The 24,207-nt window shown below is 68.7% G+C and carries 27 protein-coding genes; 20 read left to right on the forward strand and 7 right to left on the reverse strand.

Features of this window, described 5'->3' with window-relative positions; translation table 11 throughout:
- Positions 1-108: 108 nt before the first annotated feature.
- The 3 genes from EZ242_RS06400 to EZ242_RS06410 form a co-directional block, all read right to left on the reverse strand.
- Positions 109-1,314, reverse strand: coding sequence for a multidrug effflux MFS transporter (locus EZ242_RS06400; RefSeq protein ID WP_135284319.1), 1,206 nt, complete (start codon positions 1,312-1,314; stop codon positions 109-111).
- Between the two features lie 96 nt (positions 1,315-1,410).
- Complete coding sequence (locus EZ242_RS06405) at positions 1,411-1,827, reverse strand: hypothetical protein (protein ID WP_135284320.1); 417 nt, start codon at positions 1,825-1,827, stop codon at positions 1,411-1,413.
- Positions 1,828-1,835: 8 nt separating this feature from the next.
- Entirely contained in the window at positions 1,836-2,672 is an 837-nt protein-coding gene (locus EZ242_RS06410; protein ID WP_135284321.1) for a TIGR02587 family membrane protein, read from the reverse strand.
- 176 nt (positions 2,673-2,848) lie between these two features.
- Here EZ242_RS06410 and serA point away from each other — a divergent pair, with 176 nt between their 5' ends.
- Positions 2,849-4,084: a phosphoglycerate dehydrogenase gene (gene serA, locus EZ242_RS06415; RefSeq protein ID WP_135284322.1), complete on the forward strand. Its 1,236-nt coding sequence runs from the start codon at positions 2,849-2,851 to the stop codon at positions 4,082-4,084.
- A gap of 34 nt (positions 4,085-4,118) precedes the next feature.
- Here the strand turns inward: serA and EZ242_RS06420 are convergent, their stop codons facing one another.
- Positions 4,119-5,384 (reverse strand): MFS transporter, encoded by a 1,266-nt coding sequence (locus EZ242_RS06420; RefSeq protein WP_240787010.1) that lies wholly within the window; start codon positions 5,382-5,384, stop codon positions 4,119-4,121.
- Positions 5,385-5,480: 96 nt separating this feature from the next.
- Here EZ242_RS06420 and EZ242_RS06425 point away from each other — a divergent pair, with 96 nt between their 5' ends.
- The 17 genes from EZ242_RS06425 to EZ242_RS06500 all read left to right on the forward strand — a co-directional run bounded on the left by EZ242_RS06425 (position 5,481) and on the right by EZ242_RS06500 (position 20,577).
- Positions 5,481-6,011 (forward strand): TspO/MBR family protein, encoded by a 531-nt coding sequence (locus EZ242_RS06425; RefSeq protein ID WP_135284323.1) that lies wholly within the window; start codon positions 5,481-5,483, stop codon positions 6,009-6,011.
- 67 nt (positions 6,012-6,078) lie between these two features.
- Positions 6,079-6,666: an NAD(P)H-dependent oxidoreductase gene (locus tag EZ242_RS06430; RefSeq protein ID WP_135284324.1), complete on the forward strand. Its 588-nt coding sequence runs from the start codon at positions 6,079-6,081 to the stop codon at positions 6,664-6,666.
- Between the two features lie 31 nt (positions 6,667-6,697).
- On the forward strand, positions 6,698-7,555 hold the full coding sequence (locus tag EZ242_RS06435) for a creatininase family protein (RefSeq protein ID WP_135284325.1): 858 nt from the start codon (positions 6,698-6,700) through the stop codon (positions 7,553-7,555).
- A 175-nt stretch (positions 7,556-7,730) separates the two neighbouring features.
- On the forward strand, positions 7,731-8,714 hold the full coding sequence (locus tag EZ242_RS06440; protein WP_135284326.1) for an ABC transporter substrate-binding protein: 984 nt from the start codon (positions 7,731-7,733) through the stop codon (positions 8,712-8,714).
- Complete coding sequence (locus EZ242_RS06445; RefSeq protein ID WP_135284327.1) at positions 8,714-9,529, forward strand: ABC transporter ATP-binding protein; 816 nt, start codon at positions 8,714-8,716, stop codon at positions 9,527-9,529. Before EZ242_RS06440 ends, EZ242_RS06445 begins: the two co-directional genes overlap by 1 nt.
- Positions 9,526-10,326 (forward strand): ABC transporter permease, encoded by an 801-nt coding sequence (locus EZ242_RS06450; RefSeq protein WP_135284328.1) that lies wholly within the window; start codon positions 9,526-9,528, stop codon positions 10,324-10,326. The genes EZ242_RS06445 and EZ242_RS06450 overlap by 4 nt, the downstream gene beginning before the upstream one ends.
- Positions 10,327-10,444: 118 nt before the next feature.
- Positions 10,445-11,812 carry an FAD-binding oxidoreductase gene (locus EZ242_RS06455; RefSeq protein ID WP_135284329.1) on the forward strand — a complete coding sequence of 456 codons (1,368 nt, stop codon included), beginning with the start codon at positions 10,445-10,447 and terminating at the stop codon, positions 11,810-11,812.
- Between the two features lie 138 nt (positions 11,813-11,950).
- Positions 11,951-12,418 (forward strand): RidA family protein, encoded by a 468-nt coding sequence (locus tag EZ242_RS06460; protein ID WP_135284330.1) that lies wholly within the window; start codon positions 11,951-11,953, stop codon positions 12,416-12,418.
- Between the two features lie 95 nt (positions 12,419-12,513).
- The gene (locus EZ242_RS06465) at positions 12,514-13,476 is read left to right on the forward strand and encodes an ABC transporter substrate-binding protein (RefSeq protein WP_135284331.1); all 963 of its coding nucleotides are present in this window, start codon (positions 12,514-12,516) and stop codon (positions 13,474-13,476) included.
- Positions 13,477-13,505: 29 nt separating this feature from the next.
- The gene (locus tag EZ242_RS06470) at positions 13,506-14,558 is read left to right on the forward strand and encodes an aromatic ring-hydroxylating dioxygenase subunit alpha (protein ID WP_135284332.1); all 1,053 of its coding nucleotides are present in this window, start codon (positions 13,506-13,508) and stop codon (positions 14,556-14,558) included.
- Positions 14,552-15,610 (forward strand): aromatic ring-hydroxylating dioxygenase subunit alpha, encoded by a 1,059-nt coding sequence (locus EZ242_RS06475; protein ID WP_135284333.1) that lies wholly within the window; start codon positions 14,552-14,554, stop codon positions 15,608-15,610. Before EZ242_RS06470 ends, EZ242_RS06475 begins: the two co-directional genes overlap by 7 nt.
- Entirely contained in the window at positions 15,607-17,025 is a 1,419-nt protein-coding gene (locus EZ242_RS06480; RefSeq protein WP_135284334.1) for an amidohydrolase family protein, read from the forward strand. The genes EZ242_RS06475 and EZ242_RS06480 overlap by 4 nt, the downstream gene beginning before the upstream one ends.
- Before the next feature lie 104 nt (positions 17,026-17,129).
- A complete protein-coding gene (locus tag EZ242_RS06485; RefSeq protein ID WP_135284335.1) occupies positions 17,130-17,948 on the forward strand; it encodes a class I SAM-dependent methyltransferase in 819 nt (272 codons plus the stop codon).
- 130 nt (positions 17,949-18,078) lie between these two features.
- Positions 18,079-18,243 (forward strand): hypothetical protein, encoded by a 165-nt coding sequence (locus tag EZ242_RS21950; RefSeq protein ID WP_167784673.1) that lies wholly within the window; start codon positions 18,079-18,081, stop codon positions 18,241-18,243.
- Between the two features lie 223 nt (positions 18,244-18,466).
- Positions 18,467-19,480, forward strand: coding sequence for a POTRA domain-containing protein (locus EZ242_RS06490; protein WP_135284336.1), 1,014 nt, complete (start codon positions 18,467-18,469; stop codon positions 19,478-19,480).
- A gap of 5 nt (positions 19,481-19,485) precedes the next feature.
- Complete coding sequence (locus EZ242_RS06495) at positions 19,486-20,175, forward strand: hypothetical protein (RefSeq protein WP_135284337.1); 690 nt, start codon at positions 19,486-19,488, stop codon at positions 20,173-20,175.
- The gene (locus EZ242_RS06500; protein ID WP_135284338.1) at positions 20,176-20,577 is read left to right on the forward strand and encodes a hypothetical protein; all 402 of its coding nucleotides are present in this window, start codon (positions 20,176-20,178) and stop codon (positions 20,575-20,577) included.
- A 342-nt stretch (positions 20,578-20,919) separates the two neighbouring features.
- Here the strand turns inward: EZ242_RS06500 and EZ242_RS21955 are convergent, their stop codons facing one another.
- Positions 20,920-21,135 carry a hypothetical protein gene (locus EZ242_RS21955; RefSeq protein WP_167784674.1) on the reverse strand — a complete coding sequence of 72 codons (216 nt, stop codon included), beginning with the start codon at positions 21,133-21,135 and terminating at the stop codon, positions 20,920-20,922.
- A 223-nt stretch (positions 21,136-21,358) separates the two neighbouring features.
- On the opposite strand from EZ242_RS21955, the gene EZ242_RS06510 reads away from it, so the two are divergent.
- On the forward strand, positions 21,359-22,327 hold the full coding sequence (locus EZ242_RS06510) for a class I SAM-dependent methyltransferase (protein ID WP_167784675.1): 969 nt from the start codon (positions 21,359-21,361) through the stop codon (positions 22,325-22,327).
- On the opposite strand, the gene EZ242_RS06515 is transcribed toward EZ242_RS06510, so the two are convergent.
- Together EZ242_RS06515 and EZ242_RS21960 are read right to left on the reverse strand one after the other, a co-directional pair.
- Positions 22,284-22,865 (reverse strand): hypothetical protein, encoded by a 582-nt coding sequence (locus EZ242_RS06515; protein ID WP_135284341.1) that lies wholly within the window; start codon positions 22,863-22,865, stop codon positions 22,284-22,286. The two genes, EZ242_RS06510 and EZ242_RS06515, sit on opposite strands and share 44 nt — an antisense overlap.
- The gene (locus tag EZ242_RS21960; RefSeq protein WP_167784676.1) at positions 22,866-23,510 is read right to left on the reverse strand and encodes a hypothetical protein; all 645 of its coding nucleotides are present in this window, start codon (positions 23,508-23,510) and stop codon (positions 22,866-22,868) included. It lies immediately after the preceding gene.
- A 20-nt stretch (positions 23,511-23,530) separates the two neighbouring features.
- Between EZ242_RS21960 and EZ242_RS06525 the strand changes: the two genes are divergently transcribed.
- Positions 23,531-24,205: a TIGR04283 family arsenosugar biosynthesis glycosyltransferase gene (locus EZ242_RS06525; RefSeq protein WP_167784677.1), complete on the forward strand. Its 675-nt coding sequence runs from the start codon at positions 23,531-23,533 to the stop codon at positions 24,203-24,205.
- The last annotated feature ends 2 nt before the right edge of the window (positions 24,206-24,207 follow it).

The following is a 24,207-nucleotide window of genomic DNA, read 5'->3' on the forward strand; positions in this document are numbered from 1 at the left end:
CCTTTTCTTTGCCTCCTTTCTTTTGGCGAAGCAAAAGAAAGGAGGTCGGCCGCCGGGCCGAGACCCGGCAAGCCACGAACGCAGCAACACGCCGCCAAAGCCAAAGCCCTAGCGCCGCGCCTTCCCGAACAACACCCCCTGCGCCCCGATCCCCACCACAGCCCACCCGATCATCAACAACACCAGGTTCACAGACCCCTCGTGCGGCACCAGCCCCACCAGGTAACCCCCCAGCGCGCCGAAGAGCTGTTGCATGAGCCCCGTCACCGCTGCCGCCGACCCCGCCAGCGCCGGCAGCAATCCGACGGTGCCCACCAGCGCCGGCGGGACCAGGAGGCCGTGGCCCACGCCCAGCACCATCAGCGGCAGTGCCAGCGCCCAAGGCGAGCGCCAGCCGGCGATGCCGACGGCCAGCGTGAGCAGCAGGCCCAGCAGGGCCAGCGCCTGGCCCGCGTTCATGAGGCGGCGGTCGCCGAGCCGGCTCACCAGGCGGGTGGTGAGCCAGTTGCCCAGCATGTAGGCGATGGGGATGGACATCAGGTACCAGCCGATCTCCTTCGGGCCCACGCCGTAGCCGCCCAGGACGATGGGGGCGCCGGCCAGGAAGGTGTAGAAGGTGGCGGTGGACCCCGCGAGGATGGCCACGTAGGCCAGGAAGGCCGGCACGCGCGCCAGCCGCGCGTAGCCCGCGACGCTGTCGCGCCAGCTGCCGCGGTCCTCGCCGGCGGGGCGCCGGGCGGGGGAGGGCAGGCCCTTCCAGGCCGCGAACAGCAGGGCCAGGCCCAGCATCGCCATGAACCAGAAATTCGCGGCCCAGCCCACATGCACGTGCAGCTGGCCGCCCAGCAGCGTGGCCGCCGGCGGGCACAGGCCCATGGTCATGCCGATGAAGGCCGTGGTGCGCGTTCGCTCGTGCGCGTCGAAGAGGTCCTGCACCAGTGCCCGGCCCACCACCATGCAGGCCGCCGCCCCGGCGCCCTGAAGGCCGCGGGCGGCGATCAGCCAGGCGATGGTCGGCGCCATCGTTGCCAGCACGGAGGCGACGATGGCCACGACCAGGCCCGCCATCAGCACGGGCTTGCGGCCCAGGCGGTCGGAGAGCGCGCCGTACACCAGCTGCATCACGCCATAGGCGATCACGTACACGCTGAAGGTCAGTTGCACGCTGGCCTGGCTGGCGGCGAACAGGCGCGGCCAGTCCTGCATGGAGGGCAGGCAGATGGTCATGGCCACCAGCCCGAACGCGAACTGGGCGATCAGGTTGACGGTCAGCCAGGGGGAGTGCCGCCGGACGGCGACGCAGTCTTGATTCATGTGGATGGCGCAGGCTCGCACGGTGCAGCCGCGGATGGCGAGCCCACCGGGCGCGCATGCCCGGGCCGTGCGGTCCGGCGAGTGTAGCCAGCGCGCTCAGGGCGCCTGGTAACCCTCCGCGCGCAGCTGCAGCTCCAGCCCGCGCGGGTCGCGGTCGAAGAGCAGGGCGGCGCGGCGACTGGAGCCGGGGGGCAGGAGATCGAGGCGCGCGACGCTGCGCTGCACCGGCTCGCCGCCCTCGCGCAGCGTGCCCGAGATCTGCAGGTCGGCCGCCGCCTGCCGGCCGGCGTTGCGCACCTGCAGCTCCACCAGCCAGTCGCCGCCCTGTGGACGGATACCGCGCACCTCCAGCACGGGTGCGGCCGGTCCGTCCTCTCCGTGCAGCGCGTGCCAGCCCAGCACCGAGGCGCTGCCCGCCACCAGCACGGCGGCCACCGCCGCGGCGATCCATTCGGCCAGGGGGTTGTCCTCGGTCTGCCTGGCTTGCCTGCCTTCGCTGCCTTCGTGTGCCATGGAGGGTCCTAGAGAATGAGCCGCGCGGCGGCCGCGCCGATGGCGGCCGGGAATCCCAGCACCGCGACGGCCTTGAGCGCCGGCACCAGGCCGCTTCCTTCCAGGCTTCCGAACATCCACAGCATGAAGGCGCTCAGCAGCAGCGCGAGGGCGTAGCCGACCACGGTGAATCGCAGGAAAAGCGGCCAGCCGCTCTCGTGCGCGGCAACGGCCGGCTGGCCGCGGAAGGCCACGCCGTAGACGAAGGCGTGCATCAGCGCCAGCGACACCGCCATGAGCAGCAGCGCCTGCCCCGCGCCGATGCGCAGCGCGATCAGCAGCATCTCCTGCGTGGGCGCGAGGTTGAAGGACAGGAACAGCGCGCCGACGGCCATGATGAAGACCTCGCTGGCCCAGTGCTCCTCGCCCGAAGGCTGCGCGTCCCGAGGCCCGCGCTCGCCCAGTTGCGACTGCGCCAGCAGCGCGCCGATGCTCCCCGGAACGGCCTGCAGGGTGACCTTGCCCACCGCCTCGCGCAGCGAGCCCTCAGGGGTCAGCACGCCGATGAGCCCGAGCGCCGCCGCCGAGGCGGTGAAGCCCACGCCATAGGCGACCAGCGCATCGACCACGTCGCCGCGCCAGCTGAAGGTGTCCTCGAAGCCCACGTGCCAGGAGAGCACCACCAGAAAGGGGAAGAACAGGACCAGCAGCGTGACGAGCTTCCAGGCTGGCAGGTGGACGCCCAGCTCCCACATCTCCATGGTCATGAACAGGGGCAGTCCGAAGATCAGCGCCCCGGCGTAGGCCCGCGCGAGGCCCTTGCCGAACTCGCGGTTCGAAACGGCGGGCGCTGGGGCGGCATGCATGGCCCAAGCATAGGCAGCAGGCCCAGCCGCGCCGTCTCATGTTGTCCGACTTACCTGCTGTTGCACGGCCGAGCTCCTGCGCCGCGGAGCACCGCCACGAACCACGGGGGCTTGGCTTTCCGCTCTAATGGCCCTCTCGTGCGGCGCGGCGCCGCGCGTTCTTTCCCGCATCGCCCATGAACACCCCCCGGCTCTCGCACCCCAAGGAAAAGATCAAGTTCGTCCTGCTCGAAGGCATCCATCCCTCGGCCATCGACACGCTCGACCAGGCGGGCTACGCGCGCGTGGTCACCGCCCCCAAGGCTCTGGCCGGCGACGAGCTGGCCGAGGTGCTGAAGGACGCCCATTTCCTGGGCATCCGCTCGCGCACGCAGCTCACCGCCGAGGTGCTGGCCCAGGCGCCCAGGCTCACCGCCATCGGCGCCTTCTGCATCGGCACCAACCAGATCGACCTGCGCGCGGCCATGCTGCGCGGCATCCCCGTCTTCAACGCGCCCTTCTCCAATACGCGCAGCGTGGCCGAGCTGGTGCTGGCCGAGGTCGTGATGCTGATGCGCGGCATCCCGCACAAGAACGCGGTGCTGCACCAGGGCGGCTGGGTCAAGAGCGCCGCCGGCTCCCACGAGGTGCGCGGCAAGACGCTGGGCATCGTGGGCTACGGCCACATCGGCACGCAGATCGGCGTGCTGGCCGAGCACCTGGGCATGCAGGTCGTGTTCGTGGACATCGAGGCCAAGCTGCCGCTGGGCAATGCGCGGCAGCTCTCGTCGCTGGACGCGGTGCTGCAGGCCGCCGACGTGGTGAGCCTGCACGTGCCCGAGACGCCCGAGACGCAGAACATGATCGCGGCGCCGCAGCTCGCGCGGATGAAGCCTGGCAGCCATCTGATCAACGCCTCGCGCGGCACCGTGGTGGACATCGACGCCCTCACCGACGCGCTGGAGCGCAAGCACCTGGCCGGCGCGGCCATCGACGTGTTCCCGGTCGAGCCGCAGGGCAACGACGCGCGCTTCGACTCGCCGCTGGTCAAGTTCGACAACGTGCTGCTCACGCCCCACATCGGCGGCTCCACCGCCGAGGCGCAGGAGAACATCGGGCGCGAGGTGGCCGCCAAGCTGGTGCGCTATTCGGACAACGGCTCCACCGTCACGGCGGTGAACTTCCCCGAGGTGTCGCTGCCCGGCCATGCCGGGCGCTCGCGCCTGCTGCACATCCACCGGAACGTGCCGGGCATGATGGCCCGCGTCAACGAGCGCTTTTCGGATGCCGGCATCAACATCGCCGCGCAGTACCTGCGCACCAACGACGACGTGGGCTACGTGGTGATCGACGTGGACTCCGACGCCAGCGAGGCGGCGCTCGATTCGCTCTGCGGCATCCCGGGCACCATCCGCTGCCGCGTCCTGTACTGAGACGCTGCGAACGAATCGGCAGCTCGAGCTTTGCTCAGGCCGTCCGCAGCGCCCCCGCCCCCGCGCGCGGCAGCTGCAAGGACACGGCCGCCGCGCCCAGCAGCAGCACGCCGGCCGAACCGAAGGCGATCCAGTGCGTGCCATAGGCCTCGTAAGCCCAGCCGCCCAGCCAGGCGCTCACCATGCCGCCGAGCTGGTGGCTGAGGTAGGTGAGGCCGTACAGAACGCCCACCAGGCGCACGCCGTAGACGTCGGCGAGGATGGCCGAGGACAGCGCGATGCTGCCGGCCCAGACGATGCCGCCGATGCTCGCGGCGGTGTACAGCTCCCAGTGCGTGCCCACGGCCACCAGCACGAAGAAGCCGATGCCGCGCACGCCATAGATGGCAGCCAGCAGCTGCCGCTTGGGCATGCGGTCCGACAGGCGGCCCAGCACCAGCGTGCCGAAGATCGCCACCAGGCCGATCAGGCCGATGCCCAGCGAGCTGGAATGCGCGTCGAAACCGTGGTCCATCAGCATGGGCACGCCGTGCGTGCCCAGCAGGTTCATGCTGAAGCCGCAGGCGAACAGGCCCAGGGCGATGTTCCAGAACGGCACCGTCGCGATGGCGTGGCGCAGCCCCGGGGCGGGCTGCGAGGACGGCGCCGTCGCCGGCCGCGTGGCGATGTCCTCGGGCCGCAGGTCGGTGTGCTCCGGAGCCTGGTCGCGCACCACCAGCCAGGCCGCCGGCAGGGCGAAGGCCGTGAGCGCGGCCGCGAAGCCGATCATGGCGATGCGCCAGCCATAGGCCTCGATGGCGGCCGCCAGCACCGGCGTCATCACGGCCATGCCGGCCATGGATCCGGTGGACAGGAAGAACAGCGCCATGCCGCGCTGGCGCGTGAACCAGCGGCTGATCACCGGGGTCATGGCCACCGGGCTGGTGAAGGCCAGGCCCACGGACATCAGCACGCCGAAGGACCACAGGAAGCCCTGCGCACTGGAGGTGTTCACCGCCCAGGCCACGGAGACGGCGACGATCGCCACGCCGAGCGTGAGCACGGTGGCCGTGCCCCAGCGGCCGACCAGCCATCCGGCCAGCGGCATGCCCAGGCCGTACACGATCATGCCCACCGCCACGATCCCCGCCAGCACGCTGCGGCTGAAGCCGAGGTCTTCGGTGATGGGGAGGAAGAAGGGGCCGATGCCCAGGCGCATGCCCACGGCCAGCAAGGTCAGCAGGCTGCCCACCGCCACGATGTTCCAGCCGTGGTACCAGCGCGGCGCGCGCGCGGTGGGGGAGGGCAGGGGCCGGGTCACGGGGTACTCCTTGGGATCAGCGGGGGACTATAGCGGCAGGGGCTCACCCTGGCCCGGCTCACCTATGCTGCGCCAACGACCTCGACAGGAGCTGCGATGCCTTCGACACTTCACGGCGAACCCTCGGCCGGACCGCCCACCCCGTCCCCGGGCCGGCAGGCGCTGGCCCTGGCCATCGCGCTGGGCGTGTGCTTCACCGCCGCGGGCCTGGGGGCCATCGCCTCGGCGGGAGCGCCTGCGTTCTACGCCCAGCTTCAGCGCCCCGCCTGGGCGCCGCCAGCCGGCCTGTTCGGGCCGGTGTGGACGGTGCTGTATGCGTTGATGGCCGTGTCCGCCTGGCTGGTCTGGCGCACGCAGGGCGTGGCCATGCGCACCGCGCTGGCCTTCTTCGCCGCCCAGCTCGTGGCCAACGCGGCCTGGAGCTGGCTCTTCTTCGCCTGGCGCCTGGGGGCGTTCGCCTTCGCGGACGTGCTGCTGCTGTGGCTGCTGCTGGCCGCCACCATCGTTCGCTTCTGGCGCCTGCACCGCGGGGCGGCCGTGCTGCTGCTGCCCTACCTGGCCTGGGTCACTTACGCGGCGGCCCTGACCTGGAGCGTCTGGCAACGCAATCCGGGGCTGCTCGGCTGACTCTGCCGGAGGGCGCTGGCACAGCCCTTGCGAGACGGGACGCACCGAAGTCCCCGTCCGGCTCGCCATGCATGTCCTAGTCGTCTACTGCCACCCGGTGGAGACCAGCTTCCACGCCGCCCTGCACCGCGAGGTTCTGCGGCAGCTTCGGTCGGCCGGCCACACCGTGGACGACTGCGACCTGTATGCCGAAGGCTTCGATCCCGTCATGTCGCGCGAGGAACGCCTGGGCTACCACGACGTGCCAGCCAACCAGGCGGCGCTGGGTTTCTACGTGGACCGCTTGCGCCGGGCCGAGGCCATCGTGTTCTGTTTTCCGACCTGGTGCTTCGGCCTGCCGGCGATGCTCAAGGGCTTCTTCGACCGGCTGCTCATGCCCGGGGTGGCCTTCGACATCAGCGACCCCGCGAACGTGAAGCCCCTGCTCACGAACATCCGCCGCATCGGCGCCGTGGTCACCTACGGCCGCCCGCGCTGGATGGCCTGGTACATGGGCGATCCGCCGCGCAAGATGGTCACGCGCTACCTGCGGCGCCTCACCGGCAACCGCGCCCGCGTGGACTACCACGCCTATTACCACATGAACGTCGCGACGCCGCCGCGCCTCGCGCGCTTCATGGCCCGGGTGGGCCAGGCGATGGCCCGCTTCGCCTGAATTTCCTTTCCGTCCGAAAAGACCTCACACCATGATGCATGGCTACATCCCTGCCGAACGCTTCCTGCCCTACCTGAGCTGGACCGACATCGACCAGCTGCCCGACCGCGAGAACACCGTCATCGTGCTGCCGGTCGGCGCCATCGAGCAGCACGGTCCGCACCTGCCCTGCGCGGTGGACAGCGTCATCTCGGCCGGCGTGCTCGGCAAGGCACTGGAGCGCCTGCCCGCCGCGGTGCGCGCCTTCGGCCTGGCGCCCATCACCTACGGCAAGTCCGACGAGCACCTGCACTTTCCCGGCACCATGACGCTCACCGGCCCCACGCTGCTCGCCGTGGTGCAGGAGATCGGCGAGTCGGTTTACCGCGCGGGCTTTCGCAAGCTGCTGCTGGCCAACGGCCACGGCGGCCAGCCGCAGGTGCTGGAGATGGCCGCGCGCGAGCTGCGCCTGCGCCATGGCGACTACGTGGTGGTGCCGCACCATGTCTCGCGCCTGCCCAATTCCTCGGGCAAGTACATCCACGACCAGGAGCGCAAGCTCGCCATGCACGCCGGCCATTCGGAAACCGCGCTGATGCTGGCCTTGGCGCCGCAGACGGTGCACATGGACCGCGCCGCGCCCAACTTCCCGCCGCCTTTCCCCTCGAAGATGCTGTCCGCCGACGGCCGCCCCGCCTGCGCCTGGACCGCGCGCGACTTCGGCCCGAGCGGCGTCATCGGCGACCCCTGCGGCGCCACGCGCGAGCAGGGCCTGGACATCCTGGACACGCTCAGCGCGAGCTGGGTGCAGGCCATCACCGAATTGTTCGAGATGCGCTGGGTGGTGCGCGAGGCGCCGTCCTGGGGCCATGTGCACCAGCACGGACACATCGAGTCAGCGCGCTCGTGATTCCCCCTCCCCCTTTGGGGGACGGCAGGGGTGGGGGCCGCGCGCGCCGGCCATGTGGCTCGAACGCGTGGCCCCCATCCCGGCCTTCCCCCAGCGGGGAAAGGAGGAACTCCCCCTGGTCATGGCCCGCAATTTGCAATTGCGCTCTCACCCGACCCACTCCCCACCCGACCCCATGACCCTCCACCGCACCCGCCTGCTCGCCACCCTCCTCGCCGGCCTCGCGACCGCCGCCGGCGCCTCGGCCCAGGAAAAGCTCACCTACTTGACCAACTGGTATGCCCAGGCCGAGCACGGCGGCTTCTACCAGGCGGTGGCCACGGGCCTGTACAAGAAGGCCGGGCTGGACGTGACCATCAAGATGGGCGGGCCGCAGGTCAACATCCTGCAGCTCATGGCCGCCGGCCAGGCCGACTGCATCATGGGCTCCAGCGACATGCAGATGATGGTGGCGCGCGCCGGCGGCCTGCCGGTGGTCACCGTGGCGGCCATCTTCCAGAAGGACCCGCAGGTCTTCATCGCGCACGAGCAGGTCAAGTCCTTCGAGGACATGAAGGACAAGACCATCCTCATCGCACCCTCGGCGCAGCGCGGCTACTGGCTGTGGCTGAAGAAGAAGTACGGCTTCCAGGACTCGCAGACGCGGCCCTACACCTTCAACATCCAGCCCTTCGTCGCCGACAAGAACACGGTGCAGCAGGGCTACCTGAGCTCCGAACCCTTCGCGGTGCAGAAGGCCGGGGTGAAGGCCAACACCTTCCTCTTCGCCGACCACGGCTGGACCTCCTACGCCACCACCATCTCCTGCATGGAGGACACGCTGAAGAACCGGCCCAAGGTGGTGGACGCCTTCGTGAAGGCCACCATGGAAGGCTGGAAGAGCTTCCTGGCCGACCCGGCACCCGGCGCCGCGCTGATCAAGAAGGACAACCCCAACATGAGCGACGAACAGATCGCCTACAGCGTGGGCAAGCTCAAGGAAATGGGCATCGTCACTTCGGGCGAGGCCAAGGCGCAGGGCATCGGCACCATGGACGTGGCGCGCGTGCGCCAGAACCATGCCTTCCTGGTCGAGAACAAGCTGATCGAAGCCGGCAAGCTGAAGGTGGAAGACGCCGTCAAGCTGGACTTCATCAAGACCACGAAGGTGCTGCCTTGATGCGCGAACCCCTCGCCGCGCTGGCCCCGGCCGCCGCGGCCGTCGAGGTGCTCTCGGCGCACAAGACCTACCCCGGCGGCACGGTCGCCCTGCAGCCGGTGGACCTCACCGTGCAGGAAGGCGAGTTCGTCACGCTGCTCGGGCCTTCGGGCTGCGGCAAGAGCACGCTGCTCAAGATGATGGCCGGGCTGCTGGAACCCAGCGACGGTCGCCTGCTCCTGTGGCGCAAGCCCGTGGACCGCCTGCACGAGGCCGACAAGCGCATGGCCTTCGTCTACCAGGCGCCGACGCTCATGCCCTGGGCCGACGTGGCCACCAACGTGCGCCTGCCGCTGGACCTGGCCGGCGTGCCGCGGGCCGAAGCCGAGGCGCGGGTGCTCGACGCGCTGGCGCTGGTGGGCCTGAAGAAGTTCGCGCGCGCCTTGCCGCGCGCGCTCTCGGGCGGCATGCAGATGCGCGTGTCCATCGCGCGCAGCCTGGTCGTGCAGCCGCACCTGCTGCTGATGGACGAGCCCTTCGGCGCGCTGGACGAGATCACCCGCCACAAGCTCGACGCCGACCTGCTGGCCTTGTGGCGCGAGAAGAAGCTCACCGTCATCTTCGTGACCCACTCCATCCACGAGGCGGTGTTCCTCAGCACCCGCGTGATCATGATGGCCGCCCGGCCGGGCCGCATCGTGGAGGAGGTGGTGATCGACGAGCCCTACCCGCGCACGCCGGACTTCATGGTCACGCCGCGCTTTTCCGGGTACGCGCGCCACCTGCAGGACAGCCTGCTGCGCGCGAGCCGCGAGAACGAGGAGGACATGGAATGAACACCGCATCCGCATCCCGCCGGCGCCACGACAAGGTGCTCTACCCCCTGCTCGTGGCCCTGGTGCTGCTGGGCCTGTGGCAGGGCGCGGTCACCGGCTTCCAGCTGCCTGCCTACCTCGTGCCCTCGCCCATCCTCATGCTGCAGACGCTGGTCACCGACTGGCAGATGCTGGGCGGCGCGCTGCTCTTCACGCTCAAGATCACGCTGCTGTCCTTCGCGGTGGCCATCGTCGCGGGCGTGCTGGTCTCGTTCCTCTTCGTGCAGAGCCGCGCGATCGAGACGGCGCTCTTTCCCTATGCCGTGCTGCTGCAGGTCACGCCCATCGTGGCCGTGGCGCCGCTGATCATCATCTGGGTCAAGGACCCCACGGCTTCGCTGGTGCTGTGCGCCGCCCTGGTGGCGCTCTTTCCCATCATCAGCAACACCACGCTGGGCCTGCGCAGCATCGACCCCGACCTGCAAAGCTACTTCGCGATGAACCGCGCCAGCCGCGGGCAGATGCTGCTGCGCCTGCGCATCCCCAGCGCGCTGCCGTATTTCTTCGGCGGATTGCGCATCTCCAGCGGCCTGGCCCTCATCGGCGCCGTGGTGGCGGAGTTCGTCGCCGGCACCGGTGGCAACAACACGGGGTTGGCCTACCAGATCCTCTTCGCCGGCTACCAGCTCAACATCCCGCGCATGTTCGCGGCGCTGCTGCTGATCTCGCTGACCGGCGTCGCACTCTTCGTGCTCATGGCCTGGCTGTCCAAGTTGGCGCTCGGCTCCTGGCACGCGAGCGAACTGTCGCGCGACTGATGCGCATTTCTCCTCCCCCATTGGGAGGAGGCAGGGAGGGGAGGCTGCGCGCCCTCGCCGCCCCCCACCCCGACCCTCCCCCAGGGGGGGAGGGAGGCTCACTCCGTCCCATCGAACCATGAACGCACCCCTGAACCCCATCGAACACCTGCAGATCGAGGTGCCCGACATCGACTGGGTGAGCGACCCCCAGCGCATCGCCCGGCTCTCGCAAGACTTCTCCTGGTTCAGCCCCGTGCTCACGCGGCAGCTCGCCGGCAAGATGGCCGAAGCCGTGGCGCGCCCGCGCAGCGTGGAGGAAATCCGTGCCCTGGTGGCCGCCTGCGCGCGGCTGCGCGTTCCGATCACGATCCGCGGCGCCGGCACCGGCAACTATGGGCAGTGCGTGCCGCTGCAGGGCGGCGTGGTGCTGGACCTCTCCGGCTTCAACCAGTTCCTGTGGGCCCGCGGCGGCGCGGCGCGCGCGCAGGCCGGCATCCGCCTCGCGGACTTCGAGAAGCAGGCCCGCGCTTCGGCCGGGCTGGAACTGCGCTGCATGCCGTCCACCTTCCGCAGCGCCACGCTGGGCGGCCTCTTCGGTGGTGGCTTCGGCGGCGTGGGCTCCATCAACTACGGGCCGCTGGCCGCGCGCGGCAACGTGCTGGGCATCAAGGTCATGACCGTCGAGGAGTCGCCGCAGATCGTGGAGCTGCGCGGGCCCGAGGCCCTGGCCCTGCACCACCTCTGGGGCACCAATGGGCTGGTGCTGGAGATCGAACTGGCCATGGCGCCGGCCCTGGACTGGCAGGAGCACCTGGTGGTCTTCGAGGCCTTCGGCGATGCGCTGGAGTTCGGCCAGGCGGTCGCGGCGGCGCCCGGCATCGTCAAGCGCGAGGTCGGCCTGCTGGCCGACCCCATTCCCGGCTACCTCACGGCCTGGTCCGCGCACCTGCCGGCCGGCTCCCATGCCCTGGTGCTGGCCATCGCGCCGGCCGGCGAAGCCGCCATGCGCGAGCTGGCTGCCGCCTGGCGGGGAGAGGTGAGCTACGCCAAGAGCGCGGCGGAAGTCGCCCAGGGCGGCCGCACCCTGCTGGAGACCACCTGGAACCACACCACGCAGCTGGCCCTGCGGGTGCGCAAGGACATCACCTACCTGCAAAGCGCCTTCACGCCCGGCCAGCACCTGGCGCAGGTGCGCAAGCTCCACGCGCTGCTGCATCCGGAGGTGCAGATGCATGCGGAGTTCATCCGCACGCTGGACGGGCAGCTGACCTGCACCGCGCTGCAGATCGTGGAGTTCACGACCGAGGAGCGGCTGCAGGAAATCATGCGCATCCACCGCGAGCACGGCGTGCGCATCAACGACCCGCATGTCTTCATCGTGGAGGACGGCAAGGCCGGCGGCGGGCTCGACCCGGCGGTGGTGGCGGCCAAGCGTCGCTTCGATCCGCTGAATTTGCTGAACCCGGGGAAGGTGCGGGCGTGGCGGGAGGGGGTGCCGGAATGAGGGCGGCTTGTACGCGCTGGGCTTCGACAGGCTCAGCCCGAACGGTGGGGGGGAGCGTCGCCGGTGTGCCCACCAAGCCCGTTCGCCCGAGCCTGTCGAAGGGCCTGTCCTGAGCCTGTCGAAGGGCATCCCCCACCCATGACCGCTTCCCAGATCGGCCACCCCATGGCCCGCTACGCCGCCGCGCGCCGCGCCGGCGACTTCCTCTTCGTGAGCGGCGTCGTCGCCGTGGACCCGGCGCGCCAGGCCGTCATCCAGCGCTACGACGAACTGCCCTCCCACGCGCGCGAGCAGCTGCGCGCGCTCGGCTACGACACGGGGCAGATGACCGTGGACCTGTACGAGGCGCCGGTCGTCGCACAAAGCTGGTTCGTGCTCGATCGCATCCGGCAGATCGCGCACGAGCACGGTGCGCGCATGGAGGACGCCATCAAGCTGGTGCAGTACTTCCGGGACCTGCGCCACTACCCGTTCTACAACCGCGTGCGGGGCCTGTTCTACCCCACGCAGCCGCCCGCCAGCACGGTGGTGGAGGTGGCACGGTTCATGCCTTCTGACATGGCATGGATCGAGGTCGAAGCGACGATTCACCTTCGCGGCGACTGATCCATCGCTCTCAGAGTAGAAGCAGGCAGTGGCGGCGCATGCCACCACGGGTCATTGCTCTGGTTCCTTGTCATTCGCACCGGAGAACCTCCTCGATGAAATCCGCCTTCGCCGCCATCGCGCTCGCCTGCGCCGCCACCGCCTCGTTCGCGCAGGACAAGGTCACCTTCCTCACCTCCTGGTATGCCCAGGCCGAGCACGGCGGCTATTACCAGGCCGTGGCCAACGGCATCTACAAGAAGCATGGCCTGGACGTCACCGTCAAGATGGGCGGCCCGCAGGTCAACGCCGTGCAGCTCGTGGCCGCCGGGCAGGCCGACTTCATGATGGGCAAGGACTTCCAGGTCCTCGCCGGGCTGGAGCAGGGCGTGCCCATGGTCACCGTGGGCGCCATCTTCCAGAAGGAGCCGCAAGGCATGGTCACGCACCCGGACGTGAACAGCCTGGCCGACCTCAAGGACAAGACCATCCTCGTGGCCACCAGCGGCCGCAGCACCTGGTGGCCCTGGCTGAAGCTCAAGTACGGCTTCAAGGACGAACAGACCCGTCCCTACACCTCCAACATGCAGCCCTTCTTCGCGGACAAGGGCCTCGCGCAGCAGGGCTTCCCCAGCTCCGAGCCCTTCACCGCCGAGAAGGCGGGGCAGAAGGTCAAGTTCTTCCTCTTCGCCGATGACGGCTATCCGCCCTACGGCAACACCATCGTCACGCTGCAGAAGACGGTGAAGGACAAGCCCGAGATGGTGCAGCGCTTCGTGCGCGCCACGCTGGAGGGCTGGAAGAGCTACATGGAGAACCCCGCCGCGGGCAATGCCCTGATCAAGCAGGACAACCCCAAGATGGACGACGAGATGCTCGCCTATGCGCACAGGAAGATGAAGGAGATGAAGTTCTTCGACGGCGGCGACGCGGCGCGCCTGGGCGCGGGCGTGATGACCGACGCGCGCTGGAAGACCACCTACGACTTCATGGTCTCGAGCGGCCAGCTCAAGCCGAATCCGAACTGGCAGCAGGCCTACACCCTGCAGTTCGTCAAGGACCTGAAGGTCCTGCCCTGAGGGCGCGAGGCGATCGGAGAACCCCCGACATGCTCGTGACCCGACAACCCGTGCTGCGGCGTTTCTGGTACGCCGTCATGCCCATGCACCGGCTCGACGCCGGTCCGCAGCCCTTCCGCCTGCTCGGCGAGGACATCGTCCTCTGGAAGACGGCGGACGGCACGCCCGCTGCCGTGCGGGACCGCTGCTGCCACCGCACCGCGAAGCTCTCCAAGGGCTTCGTGGAAGGCGGCCACATCGTCTGCGGCTACCACGGCTGGACCTACGACTGCAGCGGCGCCTGCGTGAAGATCCCGCAGGCGGCCGACCAGCCGGTGCCGCCCGGCGCGAAGGTGCCCGCCTACCACTGCCAGGAGCGCTTCGGCTACGCCTGGGTGGCGCTGGACGAGCCGCTGCGCGACCTGCCGCTGCCCGAGGAGGAGAGCCTGGGCTGGCGCCGGGTGCACCAGTTCGACGAGACCTGGCGCACCGGGGCGCTGCGCCTGATGGAGAACTCCTTCGACAGCGCGCACTTCGCCTTCGTGCACAAGGGCACCTTCGGCCAGGCCGACCAGCACAAGCCCCAGCACTTCAGCATCACCGAGACCGATTACGGCTTCGAGGCCAGGATGGTCATCACCATCAACAACCCGCCCGAGTCGCACCGCATCACCGGCAGCACCGAGCCGACCACCGAGCGGCGCTTTTCCAACCAGTGGCACCTGCCCTTCCTGCGGCGCCTGGGCTTGGTCTATCCCAGCGGCGTGCAGCACGTGATCTACACCTGCGCCACGCCCATCGACGACGAGCGCATCCAGCTCATTCAATGGCTGTACCGCAACGACACAGAGGCCGACTGCCCGGCCGACCTGATCAACGACTGGGACACGCGCGTGGTGATGGAGGACAAGGAGATCCTGGAGACCGTGAACGCCGACGCGCCGGTGGACGTCGGCCGGCGCGACGAGCAGAGCATGGCCAGCGACCGGCCCGGCCTCATCATGCGCAAGCGCCTGCTGGCCCTCCTGCAGGCGCACGGCGAAGCCGAGGCGCATGGCTGGCCCCGGAATGCGCAGCCGCGCGAGGAGGTCGCCGCATGCTGACCACCCGGCAGAACGTGCTGCGTCGCTTCTGGTACGCGCTCATGCCCATGTCCCGGCTGGACGAGGGCCCCCAGGCCTTCCGCCTCATGGGCGAGGACCTGGTCCTGTGGAAGCAGGCCGACGGCACGCCCGCGGCCGTGGCCGACCGCTGCTGCCACCGCACCGCGAAGCTCTCCAAGGGCTTCGTGGAAGGCGGCAACATCGTCTGCGGCTACCACGGCTGGACCTACGACTGCACCGGCGCCTGCGTGAAGATCCCGCAGGCCGCCGACCAGCCGGTGCCACCCGGCGCGAAAGTCCCCGCCTACCGCGCGCAGGAGAAATACGGCTACGTGTGGGTGGCGCTGGAGGACCCGCTGCGGCCCATCCCGCACTTCCCCGAGGACGGCCGGCCCGGCTGGCGGCGCATCTTCCAGTTCTACGAGGAGTGGAAGACCAGCCCCGTTCGCATGATGGAGAACTCCTTCGACAACTCGCACTTCTCGTACGTGCACAAGGCCAACTTCGGCATCCTGGAGAATCCCAAGCCCGCGCCCTACGAGTTCCGCGAGACCGACTACGGCTTCGAGGCCGAGACGCTGGTGCCGATCCGCAACCCCGAGGCCAGCCACCGCGTGACCGGCACCACCGAGCCCATCACGCATCGCCACCTCGTCAACCGCTACTACCTGCCCTTCGCCCGGCGCTTCGGCTGCACGTATCCGGCCAGCGGCATCGGCCACATCATCTACAACTGCGCCACGCCCATCGACGACGAGCGCATGATGCTGGTGCAGTGGCTGTACCGAAGCGACACCGAGGCCGACTGCAGCACGCAGGAGCTGATCGACTGGGACGCGGCCATCACCGTCGAGGACCGCGAGATCCTGGAGGCCACCGACCCGGATGCCTGCGTGGACATCGCGCGCCGCGCCGAGTTCCACATGGCCTCCGACAAGCCGGGCCTGGTGATCCGCAAGCAGCTCATGGCGCTGCTGCGCGAGCACGGCGAGGAGGAGGTGCATCGCGGCAACGTGGGGCAGGCGGCGCCGCCGGAAAGGGTCACGGCATGAGCGAGCTTCTCATTCGCGGAGCGACGGCCGTCCTCACGGGCCTGGGCGGGGTGAAGGCCCGCGCCCGGGGCGGCGACATCCGCGTGGAGGGCGGTCGCATCGCGCAGATCGGAACGCTCTCGCCGCGACCCGGCGAACGCGTCATCGACGCGAGCGGCTGCGTGGCCTACCCGGGCTGGGTCAACACGCACCACCACCTGTTCCAGTCGCTCCTCAAGGGCGACCCGCAGGGCCTGAACGCCACGCTCACGCCCTGGCTCGCGGCCACGCCCATGCGGCTGCGGCCGCTGATGAACGAGGCCGAGTTCCGCCTGGCCACGCGCATCGGGCTCATCGAGCTGGCCCTGTCGGGATGCAGCACGGTGGCCGACCACAACTACCACTACTGGCCGGACATGCCCTTCGACGGCTCGGCCATCCAGTTCGAGGAGGCCGCGCGCCTGGGCCTGCGCTTCGTGCTGTGCCGCGGCGGCGGCACGCTCGCGCGCCTGCCGGGCGACCAGCTCCCCGCGGCCTCGCGGCCCGAGACGCTGGAGGGGTTCCTGCGCGAGGTGCAGCGCACCGCGCGCGAGTTCCACGACCCGCGGCCGGATGCCATGCGCCGCGTGGTGGTCGCGCCCACCACGCCGCCGCACTCCATGCGCCCGCAGGAGCTGCGCGAGGTGGCAGCCTTCGCGCGGTCCATGGGCCTGCGCCTGCATTCGCACCTGTCGGAGACCGTGCAGTACCACGACGCGGTGCACCAGCACCACGGCATGAAGCCCGTGAACTTCTGCGAGACCGTGGACTGGCTGGGGCCGGACGTGTGGTTCGCGCACCTGGTCAAGCTGGACGCGGACGAGATCGCCCTCCTGGGCGCGACGCACACCGGCATCGCGCACTGCCCGCAGAGCAACGGACGCCTGGGGAGCGGCATCGCGCCGGTGCGGCAGCTCGAAGCGGCCGGCGCGCAGGTCTCCATCGGCGTGGACGGCGCCGCCTCCAACGAGGCGGCCGACATGATCTCCGAGACCCATGCCGCCTGGCTCATGCAGCGCGCGCGCGGCGGCCAGGACGCGGTGGCCCTGCACCGCGGTGGCGCGGGCGAGGGCGATGCGGCCGCCGTCACGGTGGAAGACGTGGTGCGCTGGGGCACGGCCGGCGGGGCTGGCGTGCTGGGCCTGGACGCGGTCGGCACCCTGGCCGTCGGCCAGGCCGCCGACATCGCGCTCTACGGCATCGACCGCAACCCGCGCTACTTCGGCCTGCACGATCCGGCCATCGGTCCCGTCGCCAGTGGCGGCGCGGCGGACCTTCGCCTGCTGCTGGTGGGCGGGCGCGAGGTGGTGCGGGACGGAGCCCTTCCGGGGCTGGACATGGCGCAGCTGGCGCACGAGAGCCGCGAGGCGGTGCGGGCGATCCTGGGGCGCCTGTAGATCGCCCGGCCGCCCGGCGCCTGGGCGGCTCCGGGACAAAGCTCCCTTGCCCGCAGCGGCGCCCCGTCGCCCAATGGCCGTTTTCCCCGTTGAGAGGAGCTGCCATGAACCCCAACAAGGCCCTGTGGGAGAAGGGTGATTTCACCCGCATTGCCGAGACCATGCGCGACAGCGGCGAGTCGCTCGTGCAGTCGCTGGGCATCCAGCGCGGCGACCGGGTCCTGGACCTGGGTTGCGGCGACGGCACCACGGCCCTGCCCGAGGCGCGGCTCGGCGCCGAGGTCCTCGGCGTGGACATCGCGAGCAACCTGGTGGCCGCCGGCAATGCGCGCGCCGCCGAGGAGGGCCTGAGCTCGCGCTGCCGGTTCCAGGAAGGCGATGCCTCGGACCTGCAGGGCATCGAAAGCGACCGCTTCGACTGGGTGGTCAGCATCTTCGGCGCCATGTTCGCGCCCAAGCCCTTCGACGTGGCGCGCGAGATGGTGCGCGTCGCGCGCCCGGGCGGGCGCATCGTGATGGGCAACTGGATCCCCGGTGACCCGACCTTGGTCTCCCAGATCCTCAAGATCAGCTCGGCCTACTCGCCGCCGCCGCCGGAAGGCTTCGTCAGCCCGATGACCTGGGGTGTGGAGGGCAACGTGCTGGAGCGCTTCGAGGCTGCGGGCGTGCCGCGCGAGCGCATCGACTTTTCCCGCGAGAGCTACACCTTCCGCTTCGCGGGCGCGCCGGCCGAGTTCGTGGACCGCTTCCGGCGCTGGTACGGCCCGACCATGAACGCCTTCGAGGCCGCGGACAGGAGCGGCCGCGCGGAACAGTTGCGCGAGGAACTGGAGGCGCTCTTCCAGCGGCAGAACCAGGCCAGCGAAGCCGGGCGCACGACCATCCCGGCCACCTTCCTGCGCGTGACGGTGCGCGTGCCCTGAGGGTCGGCGGCCTACTCGCGCGCGCGTCTTGTCCGCCACCGGACTGCGCGCATCGCCGACCACGCCGGATTCCCCCGCCCTTTACAAGAAGGGCGTGCGGCCGCGCGGGCCGCGATGAAAGGGGTGCAGCATGAGGCGGATCAAGACAGCGCGGGCGCGGGCCGCAAGCGTGGCGCAACGGCGGGCGCGGATGCTTCGCATCGGCATCATGGGACTGGTGCTCGCCGGGGGCGCATGGTTCGCGGCAACGGCCGAGGCCGGCGGCCGGGCGGCTCAATGCATGGGCATGCTCTGACACACGACCTGCAGCGCATGAGTTCGCGACCCGAGCCGTCCATTCCCCCCCAACCGAAGCCACCCTTGGGCCCCGACCCGCAGCCGCCGCGCGGGCCATTGCCGACGCCGCCGCCGGTGGAGTAAGTACGACTCAGGTGATACAAGCTGCTAGCTTCGACAGGATCGAGAATGTCTAAGTATTAGCAGCTCCGTAGAATCGCTCGCTTTTCCAGAAGCGAGCAATGTTTCTACTACTGCGGATCCGGCAGGCGTTTCGCCTCGTTCTTGCCTTGTGCGCCTGCATTGCGGGTGCGACGGCACCGGCGCAGACGCCAGAAGCCAGCGCGACAGAGCAGCAGCGCCGCGCCACCGAGCGTGCGGCCCAGCAGCGACAGCGACTCGAGCCGCGCCCCGAGGTGCATCTGCAGCCGGACGGACATCACACCGCGCGCAGGATCCCACCTGAAGAAGCGCCCTGCTTTCCCATCGATACCCTCCGCCTGGAGGGCGAGTTGCACGAGCGTTTCAGCTGGCTGCTCGGGCATGCCGACGGGCACCTGCAGCTGGCCCCACCCGATCCGGTCATCGGGCGCTGTCTGGGTACGCAGGGGATCCAGATCGTCATCGACCGCCTGCAGCATGCGCTGGTCGCCGCAGGTTATGTGACGAGCCGCGTGATGGCCGGTCCCCAGAACCTGCAGACCGGCGCGCTGGTACTCACGCTGCTGCCGGGGCGCGTCGGTGCCGTTCGTTTTACCGACGGCACCGGCGAGCGGGCGAGCCGGTGGAATACCGTGCCGGCCAGCTCCGGTGAGGTGCTCAACCTGCGCGACGTCGAGCAGGCGCTGGAGAACTTCCAGCGCGCACCGAGTGCCGAGGTGGACGTCGAGATTGCACCCGGCCAGGAGCCTGGCACGAGCGATCTGCTCATCGCGCACCGCCAGCCCATGCCGCTGCGAATCTCGGCCACTGCCGATGACAGCGGCACACGCAGCACTGGCAAGTTCCAGGGCAGCTTCACTTTCAGCCACGACAGCCCCCTCAACCTGAGCGACCTGTTCTACCTCACGCTCCTGCATGAAGCGTTCGGGGAAATACCCATCGCGCATGCGCCTGTGGTTGCTCGAAGCGGCGCTGCAGCACGGGGACGTCTTACAGGCGGAGGCGGCGCTGTTCAGGGCCTTACTTCGATTGTCTTTATCAACAGCGGAGGTGCCTTGACGAGTAATGCAACTAATGGGTTGCAGGCGAGGTAGGGGAAATGAACGCTTTTCTATACTGGCTGCGTCGATTCATATCGATGGGGGTCGTTCTCAGTGTTGCATTGGTCATATTGCTCCTGATGATCGAGTATCTCGCTCGACCGGCGCTGGAGTTGTTTGCGCTGGAAGTCCGGAGCATTCTCGCCATAGGCGGAGTATTCTTTGTGCTTTTCTTTTCAGTCTCGGGCGGCTTGATGATGGCGACGGTTCTGATCTCGCTTGAGTATTACAGCTCTAACGCCGGGAACCACATCAGGAAACTCGTGACCTGCGCACTCCTTAACTTGGTGGTGCTTGCGCTTGTCTTTGGGGTATTGGTGCCGTTGTACCGCGGCTACGTCGGTTTGGTAGCGATACAACCGCAATTCCCGGCCACAGCAGGCCGGCTAGTCTCCAGCGGCGCTCGAATCGGTTCACGAAACCTTGAGCACTGGAACGGCCCCGTTGCGGGCGCTGTGGTTGGAACGGCTGTCGGGTACAGCGCAGGAAAGGGAATCGAATCACTTGTTCGGGTCCGGACGGATCCGTGGTGGAAGCCTGATTGGGTGACCGCTGGACCGTTGGGTCTGACTCGATGGAACGGGCAAAGCAGCGTTCCCACGGCAGCTGGGAATGCCGCAGCCAGCGGCGTTCAAGAGTATCTTGGAGCGCGGGCCTCGGGTGCAATTGACGGCCGGCAAGGAAAGTAGATGATTGCACCGACTTTTCGACTGTGGGTTGAAATCTTTGCAATCTACTTCTTCGGAACTGTCCTTCTCGTGATGCTGGTTCCGGTTGTCGGCTACGCCGTTGTGCATGCGGACTCGTTTACGAGCGGGAACTTCTGGTCCTGGGAGGCGCTTACGGCTTCTATTTCGCCCCAAGCCTGGGTGCGCTACTTCGTTTTCGGCGTAACGGCAGGCCTGTTCACTGGCGGGCCCCTCGCTTGGCAGAACTGGTTGGCCAGCCAAAGACCGCCCCTCGTATACGCTGCACTTGCCTTCGGCACGTTGGTTGTGCCGGTTCTTGTGTTGGCGGCGGCGACTCTGTACTGGCGCCATCAGCTTGTCGGAGTACTCGTAGGGCTACTGAACGACACAGCACGCTTCTAATCCTTGAACCCGGGGCACGGCCTCTCAGGGTATTTGCATGCATCGCGTTCGATGCCGCTGCTATCGGATCAGTGCTGTTGTTGTTGAATTCAGTGCAGACAATACTTAGCTAACGCTGCGGGTGTTGAATGGAAGTGACGGTAGGGTGTATGCGGAGCAATCACGAGGGAAAGGATTGGCTGCTTTGATTAAGTGTTTGATCGCACGGTTCCTCTGGTGTTGGTGTGCAATGATTGCACTGCTAGGCACTTCAATAATCCTCTTGAAGTACCTTGTAGAGCCCGGAGTTGTGTGGGCCGTGTCCGGAACCTGGACGAAACCTTCCTTCTTGCAGGTCTCGCCCTATTTGCTAAGCGTATTCAGCATCGGGCTGCTGTCAGCGGTCGCTTTCGCTTCGTTGACGTGGTGGCGGATCAGCTCGATCAGAGCAGGAGCGAAGGCTCGGCAGTGATCTTCGCCTTTGCCGTGATGGTGCCGCTGCAGCGACAAGTTTCTGCGTGGCTTGTTGCCGCTGGCGCGCAGTGAACCCGAGCCCATCCGGTGCTGCTGAACTCCCATAGGAATTCGTGAACTGGCGGACGGAGTACCCCGTTCAAGCTCAACAACAAAAAGTAGTTATCAAGTTGGAGTGGTCGTCGGCAAACTAGTCCTTGCCTCGTACATCAAAACGAGCGTCGCCTAGCCGACCTCTGGCCACTCGACAATGAACCAAGAACAAGCGTACAGCCCCTTCACCGCCCAAACACCCTGCCCCTGTTGCGGCGCTTTCGAGGGCATTCTCGTGTCCACCATCGACGGGAAAACCGACGAGAAGCTGCTGACGGTTTCGTGCAATGGCTGCGGGCTCGGCCGGATCGATCCCATGCCCACCGAAAGCGAACTGGAGCAGTGGTACGAAAGCCGCTACCGGCAGGCCTACAAGGGTTGCGAGCAACCCAGGATGCATTACGTGCTCAGGGCGGCGCGCAACGCGCTCGACAGATACCAGTGGCTGCTGCACAGGCAGTTGCTGCGCGAAAACGGGCCGAGTCTGAGAACTCTGGACATCGGGTCCAGCAGTGGCGAGTTCGTGAGCCTGATGGTTCACAAGGGCCACGACGCGCATGGCGTCGAACCCCACCGTGGTTACGCCGAATACGCACAGTCGATGGGCCTCCAGGTCGCGAACGGCTCCCTGAGCAGCACCCTCCAGGCGCACGCCGGGAAAAGCTTCGACCTGGTCACGATGTTCCACGTGCTGGAGCATCTCGCGGACCCCGTCAGTGCGCTGAGGAGGATCGGCGCGTGCCTCAAGGAGGACGGCATCCTTTTTATCGAAGTGCCCGATGCCACCCGCTTCACCTCACCGAAGTACATGTTCTTCAAGGCCCATACGCTGTATTTGACGCCCGGGTCCCTGCAGAACGTGCTGCGTTGCGCGGGGTTTGAACTGGTACGCCTGAGCGAGCCGGGTGCGGGGAATGTCCGGTGGGCCGGTACGTTCCGCGGCGTCAGCGCGCAGGCCGCGACGATCCCGCACAGCCATGAGCTGGTCACGGCGCAGGAGCGAAGAAGATGGGCGCCCTACCTGCTCCACCAAGCCCAGAAGGGCGAGCCCTTCGGCAAGCTGGCGAAGCGCTACGGCGAGAAGCGGGTGGCGCGCCGCTTTGACAGTCCCCGGGAGCTGATGGACCATGTGTACGGCGTGCCGGCGCTGCTCCCGGGCCTCACATCTCCGGCGCCCGGTGCACGCGCCGGTCACGCAGCGTGATGTACACCCCCGCTGCCACCAGACCGAAGATCACGTGGTTGAGCCAGCTGACCCAGTGCGTGGCCTCCACGAACCAGGGGAAGAGCGCGGGTGCGAGCACGTAGAAGTTGAGCAGGTACTGGGCGATCAGGCCGAACAGGCCGCCCACCAGCAGCGCCGGGCCGAGCGTCATCGCATGCACGATGGCGCCGATGATGAGTCCGTAGATGATGGACAGGCCGAAGTGGATCAGCAGGCCCACCACCATGATGCTCAGCGTCATGTCGGCCACCGCGGGCAGCACGTCCGGGCCCATGAGGATGGCCGCGATCATCTGCAGCGGTCCCCAGAAGCTGCCGCCCAGCAGCGTGGCGGTGAGCGTCATCTGAAGCACAGCGAAGACCACGCCGGCGATGACCCCGGCCCACGCGGCCGAGCCCCACCAGGTGGTGTGGCGCACGTCGATGATCTCCACGTGCCTTGCGCCGCCCGGGGCCGCGTGCGGGTGGGGCGGCACATCGGAGCGGGCATCGGTGCGGGTGTCGTAGTCGCTTGCCATTCACAACCTCCTTGGAGTCGGGTGTCCATCGGGAATGCCGGGGCAGGCCCCGGCCAGTTCACGGCGCACGGCCGCGCGGTAGTGGTCCGCGTCGGCCGCCAGGCAGTCCAGCGAGCTCAGCCCGGCTTCCAGCAACTCGCCGCCCAGGGCGACGTAGTCCGCGCGGGCGCTTCGCAGCTCGGCGCCATCGGCGGGCGCGAGTCGCGCCACCCAGGTCGTGCCCAGCTTCCGGTGCGCCATTTCCTGGTGGAGCACCAGCGGCCGCAGCGGTACCCAGGCGTCGGCCATGCGGGCCAGCTCGCCGGGTGGAGGCGCCAAGGCTGCACAGGCCAGCCCTTCCAGCACGCACTGCAGGCCCAGCAGCGAGGCAGCGAGCCGACCGGCCTGAACGTCGTCCATGAGCCGCGCCTGCCACGCGTCCATGACCTGTACGAGCGCGGGTGGACACGGGGCGTTCCCCGGAAGGCATTGCAGGACGCGACGAAAAGTAAGGGCATGCAGGGCTTCCTGCCGGCCCTGCCGTGCGAGCACGGGCGCGAGCGGCGGTGGCGCGATGAGCGCCTGTGCCAGGGCGACGTCACGCGAGAGCTCCTCGGCCCGCACCATGGCCGCGAGCAGCGGCCGCAGGGCCTGCGGCTTCAGCATGGCGCACCTATCATGGCCGGGTGATCAGCGTGATCGTGCCCCTGCGGAACGAAGCGGCGCTCGTGCGTGAGGCGGTGGAAGCCTTGCGCGCGCAGGCTGGGGACTTCGAGTTGCTGCTGGCCGATGGCGGCAGCACCGATGGCACCTTGGAGATCGCGCAGGCCCTGCCCGGTGTGCGCTGCGTGCGCAGCGCGCCCGGACGCGGCGTGCAGATGAATGCAGCCGCCGCCGTCGCGCGCGGGTCCGTGTTCCTCTTCCTGCACGTGGACACGCGACTCGAACCCGGCGCGCTCCTGGCGCTGGAACGCGCCGTGGCGGCGGGGCTGCAGGCGGGGGCCTTCACGCACCGCTTCGACCACCCGGACTGGCGGCTGCGCCTGGTGTCCTGGGGGCACAACCTGTCCTGCCGCATTGGCCGCATCTATTACGGCGACCACGGCATCTTTGTCACGCGCGAACTCTTCGAGCGCGTGGGGGGCTTTCCCGAGGTGCCGGTGCTGGAGGACGTGATGTTCTGCGAGCGCTTGCGCCGCCATGCGCGCGGGCGGCTGCTCGCGCCCGTGGCGACGACCGGTGCGCGGCGCTTCCTGCAGCTGGGGGTCTGGCGCACGACGGCGCGCGGCTTGTGGATCCTGGCGCAGCATCGGCTGGGGCGCGTGCCGGATGGACGCGGCTTCCGGGAAGAGGTTCGCTGAGG

The sequence above is a fragment of the Ramlibacter rhizophilus genome (assembly GCF_004681965.1).
Lineage (GTDB): Bacteria > Pseudomonadota > Gammaproteobacteria > Burkholderiales > Burkholderiaceae_C > Ramlibacter > Ramlibacter rhizophilus.

Bases quoted from the DNA above. Each gene is read 5' to 3' on its own strand.
- EZ242_RS06400 (WP_135284319.1), bottom strand. From the start codon at position 1,314: ATGAATCAAGACTGCGTCGCCGTCCGGCGGCACTCCCCCTGGCTGACC.
- EZ242_RS06405 (WP_135284320.1), bottom strand. From the start codon at position 1,827: ATGGCACACGAAGGCAGCGAAGGCAGGCAAGCCAGGCAGACCGAGGAC.
- EZ242_RS06410 (WP_135284321.1), bottom strand. From the start codon at position 2,672: ATGCATGCCGCCCCAGCGCCCGCCGTTTCGAACCGCGAGTTCGGCAAG.
- serA (WP_135284322.1), top strand. From the start codon at position 2,849: ATGAACACCCCCCGGCTCTCGCACCCCAAGGAAAAGATCAAGTTCGTC.
- EZ242_RS06425 (WP_135284323.1), top strand. From the start codon at position 5,481: ATGCCTTCGACACTTCACGGCGAACCCTCGGCCGGACCGCCCACCCCG.
- EZ242_RS06430 (WP_135284324.1), top strand. From the start codon at position 6,079: ATGCATGTCCTAGTCGTCTACTGCCACCCGGTGGAGACCAGCTTCCAC.
- EZ242_RS06435 (WP_135284325.1), top strand. From the start codon at position 6,698: ATGATGCATGGCTACATCCCTGCCGAACGCTTCCTGCCCTACCTGAGC.
- EZ242_RS06440 (WP_135284326.1), top strand. From the start codon at position 7,731: ATGACCCTCCACCGCACCCGCCTGCTCGCCACCCTCCTCGCCGGCCTC.
- EZ242_RS06445 (WP_135284327.1), top strand. From the start codon at position 8,714: ATGCGCGAACCCCTCGCCGCGCTGGCCCCGGCCGCCGCGGCCGTCGAG.
- EZ242_RS06450 (WP_135284328.1), top strand. From the start codon at position 9,526: ATGAACACCGCATCCGCATCCCGCCGGCGCCACGACAAGGTGCTCTAC.
- EZ242_RS06455 (WP_135284329.1), top strand. From the start codon at position 10,445: ATGAACGCACCCCTGAACCCCATCGAACACCTGCAGATCGAGGTGCCC.
- EZ242_RS06460 (WP_135284330.1), top strand. From the start codon at position 11,951: ATGACCGCTTCCCAGATCGGCCACCCCATGGCCCGCTACGCCGCCGCG.
- EZ242_RS06465 (WP_135284331.1), top strand. From the start codon at position 12,514: ATGAAATCCGCCTTCGCCGCCATCGCGCTCGCCTGCGCCGCCACCGCC.
- EZ242_RS06470 (WP_135284332.1), top strand. From the start codon at position 13,506: ATGCTCGTGACCCGACAACCCGTGCTGCGGCGTTTCTGGTACGCCGTC.
- EZ242_RS06475 (WP_135284333.1), top strand. From the start codon at position 14,552: ATGCTGACCACCCGGCAGAACGTGCTGCGTCGCTTCTGGTACGCGCTC.
- EZ242_RS06480 (WP_135284334.1), top strand. From the start codon at position 15,607: ATGAGCGAGCTTCTCATTCGCGGAGCGACGGCCGTCCTCACGGGCCTG.
- EZ242_RS06485 (WP_135284335.1), top strand. From the start codon at position 17,130: ATGAACCCCAACAAGGCCCTGTGGGAGAAGGGTGATTTCACCCGCATT.
- EZ242_RS21950 (WP_167784673.1), top strand. From the start codon at position 18,079: ATGAGGCGGATCAAGACAGCGCGGGCGCGGGCCGCAAGCGTGGCGCAA.
- EZ242_RS06490 (WP_135284336.1), top strand. From the start codon at position 18,467: ATGTTTCTACTACTGCGGATCCGGCAGGCGTTTCGCCTCGTTCTTGCC.
- EZ242_RS06495 (WP_135284337.1), top strand. From the start codon at position 19,486: ATGAACGCTTTTCTATACTGGCTGCGTCGATTCATATCGATGGGGGTC.
- EZ242_RS06500 (WP_135284338.1), top strand. From the start codon at position 20,176: ATGATTGCACCGACTTTTCGACTGTGGGTTGAAATCTTTGCAATCTAC.
- EZ242_RS21955 (WP_167784674.1), bottom strand. From the start codon at position 21,135: ATGGGAGTTCAGCAGCACCGGATGGGCTCGGGTTCACTGCGCGCCAGC.
- EZ242_RS06515 (WP_135284341.1), bottom strand. From the start codon at position 22,865: ATGGCAAGCGACTACGACACCCGCACCGATGCCCGCTCCGATGTGCCG.
- EZ242_RS21960 (WP_167784676.1), bottom strand. From the start codon at position 23,510: ATGCTGAAGCCGCAGGCCCTGCGGCCGCTGCTCGCGGCCATGGTGCGG.